Source organism: Rhizobium sp. 268, from assembly GCF_036571585.1.
GTDB lineage: Bacteria > Pseudomonadota > Alphaproteobacteria > Rhizobiales > Rhizobiaceae > Rhizobium > Rhizobium redzepovicii.
The window spans coordinates 1-3610 of sequence record NZ_JAPPSO010000054.1; the positions used below are offsets into that span (position 1 = coordinate 1).

At 61.1% G+C, this 3610-nt stretch carries 4 protein-coding genes; all 4 read left to right on the plus strand.

Features of this window, described 5'->3' with window-relative positions; all coding sequences use genetic code 11:
• Positions 1–1245: ABC transporter substrate-binding protein (locus OS035_RS33275; RefSeq protein WP_097630121.1), on the plus strand; the 1245-nt coding region annotated here is incomplete at its 5' end.
• 137 nt (positions 1246–1382) lie between these two features.
• Positions 1383–2255, plus strand: a complete 873-nt coding sequence (locus OS035_RS33280) for a carbohydrate ABC transporter permease (protein ID WP_131711872.1) — start codon at positions 1383–1385, stop codon at positions 2253–2255.
• A gap of 1 nt (position 2256) precedes the next feature.
• Entirely contained in the window at positions 2257–3087 is an 831-nt protein-coding gene (locus OS035_RS33285) for a carbohydrate ABC transporter permease (RefSeq protein WP_064819036.1), read from the plus strand.
• A gap of 17 nt (positions 3088–3104) precedes the next feature.
• The coding region (locus tag OS035_RS33290) for an ABC transporter ATP-binding protein (protein WP_331815611.1) at positions 3105–3610 on the plus strand (506 nt) is incomplete at its 3' end.

Consider the following 3610-nt stretch of genomic DNA (forward strand, 5'->3'; position numbering starts at 1 on the left):
GAAACGCTGACAATCGCGACCGTGAACAACGGCGACATGATCCGGATGCAGAAGCTGACGGATGACTTCAAGGCGAAGAATCCGGGCATCGACCTTGAATGGGTAACCCTCGAAGAGAATGTGCTGCGCCAGAAGGTCACGACCGACATCGCGACCAAGGGCGGCCAGTACGACGTGCTGACGATCGGCACTTATGAAGTTCCGATCTGGGCGAAACAGGACTGGTTGCTGCCGCTCGACAATCTCGGCGCCAACTACGACGTCGACGACCTGCTGCCGGCCATCCGCAGCGGCCTGACTGTAGACGGCAAGCTCTATGCTGCGCCGTTCTATGGTGAAAGCTCGATGGTCATGTACCGCAAGGACCTGTTCGACGCTGCCGGCCTGAAAATGCCCGACGCGCCGACCTGGGACTTCATTGCCGACGCTGCCCGCAAGATCACCAACAAGGACAAGGAAGTCTACGGCATCTGCCTGCGCGGCAAGGCCGGCTGGGGCGAGAACATGGCCTTCCTGACGGCCATGTCCAATTCCTTCGGCGCCCGCTGGTTCGACGAGAAGTGGAAGCCGCAGTTCGATCAGCCGGAATGGAAGGACACGCTCGATTTCTACGTCAAGCTGATGAAGGATGCCGGCCCTCCGGGCGCCTCCTCCAACGGCTTCAACGAGAACCTGGCGCTGTTTCAGACCGGTAAGTGCGGCATGTGGATCGACGCAACGGTTGCCGCTTCCTTCGTCGCCGATCCGAAGCAGTCGCAGGTCGCCGACAAGGTCGGCTTCGCGCTCGCCCCGGACAAGGGCCTCGGCAAGCGCGGCAACTGGCTCTGGGCCTGGAGCCTCGCCATCCCGGCAGGTACCCAGAAGGCCGAAGCGGCTGAGAAGTTCGTCGCCTGGGCAACCAGCAAGGAATACAGCAACCTCGTCGCCGAGAAGGAAGGCTGGCTGAATGCACCTCCGGGCACCCGCAAATCGCTCTATGCGAATGCGGACTACCAGAAGGCGGCGTCGTTTGCCAAGATGACGCTCGACTCGATCGAGGCGGCCGATCCGACCAAGCCGACCGTCAAGCCGGTCCCCTATGTCGGCGTCCAGTTCGTGGCGATCCCGGAATTCCAGGGCATTGGTACGGCGGTGGGTCAGCAGTTCTCGGCAGCCCTTGCCGGCCAGATTTCGGTCGATCAGGCGTTGAAGAGCGCCCAGCAGCTGGCAACCCGGGAAATGACCAAAGCCGGCTACATCAAATAACAACCTCCTGAGCAAGAGGCGGATTCTTGACAATCCGCCCCTCTGGGCCGCCGATGCCCGAACTGCATCGGCGGCCGCTTTTTCAGACAAAGCCTTCCTGCGGCCGCTCCCCGCTTCAGATCAGATCGGTGATTGCCATGGCAACCTTGCATACCCGCTCCGCGGCGCGCCTGATGATTGCGCCCTCCGTGCTGCTCCTCTTTGCATGGATGATCGTCCCACTTGCGATGACGATCTATTTCTCGCTGCTGAACTACAATCTGCTCAGCCCCGGCATGGAGAGTTTCGTCGGTCTGCTCAACTACGAATACTTCCTGTCCGATCCGGCCTTCATCGCGGCGCTGATCAATACGCTGCTGCTCGTTGCCGGCGTGTTGCTGATCACCGTCATCGGCGGCATCGCCTTTGCGCTGCTGCTTGATCAGCCGATGTACGGACAGGGCATCGTGCGCATTCTGGTGATCGCGCCGTTCTTCGTCATGCCGACGGTGGCAGCACTGGTGTGGAAGAACATGTTCATGAACCCGGTCAACGGCCTGTTTGCCCATCTTGCCAAGGCGCTCGGCCTGCAGCCGATCGACTGGCTGGCGAATGCGCCGCTGTTCTCCGTCATTCTGATCGTCGCCTGGCAATGGCTGCCCTTTGCCACCCTCATCATGCTGACGGCGCTGCAGTCGCTTGACGAGGAGCAGAAGGAAGCCTCCGAAATGGACGGCGCCGGGCCGATCTCGAAGTTCATCTACATCATCCTGCCGCACATGGCGCGTGCCATCACCGTGGTGATCCTGATCCAGACGATCTTCCTGCTTTCGGTCTTTGCCGAAATCCTCGTCACCACCAATGGCGGGCCGGGCACCGACAGCACCAACCTCACCTACCTCGTCTACGCCCAGGCACTGCTGCAGTTCGATATCGGCGGCGCTTCGGCGGGCGGCATCGTCGCCGTCGTGCTTGCCAATATCGTCGCGATCTTCCTCGTCCGCCTCGTCGGCAAGAATCTGGAGGCTTGAGATGGCCAGAAAAGTCACAACGCAGCGCAAGGTCATCGTCACCGCGATCGCCTGGACGCTCGGCATCCTGATCTTCTTCCCGATCCTCTGGACGTTCCTGACCAGCTTCAAGTCGGAAGCCGATGCCATCGCCTCGCCGCCGCAGTTCCTGTTCTTCCATTGGACGACGGAGAACTATGCGGAGGTGCAGAGCCGGTCGAACTATCTCAGCCACTTCATGAACTCGGTGATCATTTCCTTCGGCTCGACGCTGATCGGCCTGATCATCGCTATTCCCGCCGCCTGGGCGATGGCGTTTTCGCCGACCAAGCGGACCAAGGACGTGCTGATGTGGATGCTGTCGACCAAGATGATGCCGCCTGTGGGCGCGCTGATCCCGATCTACCTGCTGTTTCGCAATTCGGGCCTGCTCGACACGCGCACCGGCCTGGTGATTGTGCTGACACTGATCAATCTGCCGATCATCGTCTGGATGCTCTATACCTACTTCAAGGAAATCCCGGGCGAAATCCTCGAGGCGGCCCGCATGGACGGGGCATCGCTGATGAAGGAGATCGTCTACGTGCTGACGCCGATGGCGGTGCCCGGCATTGCCTCGACGCTGCTTCTGAACATCATCCTTGCCTGGAACGAGGCGTTCTGGACGCTCAATCTCACCGCCTCCAAGGCGGCGCCGCTGACGGCCTTCATCGCTTCCTATTCCAGTCCGGAAGGCCTGTTCTACGCCAAGCTGTCGGCGGCATCGACGATGGCGATCGCGCCGATCCTGATCCTTGGCTGGTTCAGCCAGAAACAACTCGTCCGCGGCCTGACCTTCGGCGCTGTGAAATAAGATAAAGGGAGACAAACATGGGCAGCATTACCCTTCAGAAGGTTTCCAAGGTCTTCGGCGAAGCCAAGGTCATCCCTTCGATCGATCTCGATATCAAGGACGGCGAATTCGTCGTCTTCGTCGGCCCGTCGGGCTGCGGCAAGTCCACGCTGCTTAGGTTGATCGCCGGTCTCGAGGATGTCTCCGGCGGCAAGATCGTCATCGACGGCAGGGACGCCACCGAAAAGGCGCCGTCGGAGCGCGGCCTGGCTATGGTGTTCCAGTCCTATGCGCTCTATCCGCATATGAGCGTGCGCAACAACATCGCCTTTCCGCTGAAGATGGCGGGCGTCGACAAGGCTGAGATCGACCGCAAGGTGACGGATGCCGCCCGGGTGCTGAACCTTACCGATTATCTGGAGCGCAAGCCGCGCCAGCTGTCCGGCGGCCAGCGCCAGCGCGTGGCGATCGGCCGCGCCATCGTGCGCCAGCCTTCGGCCTTCCTGTTCGACGAACCGCTGTCGAACCTCGACGCAGCGCTGCG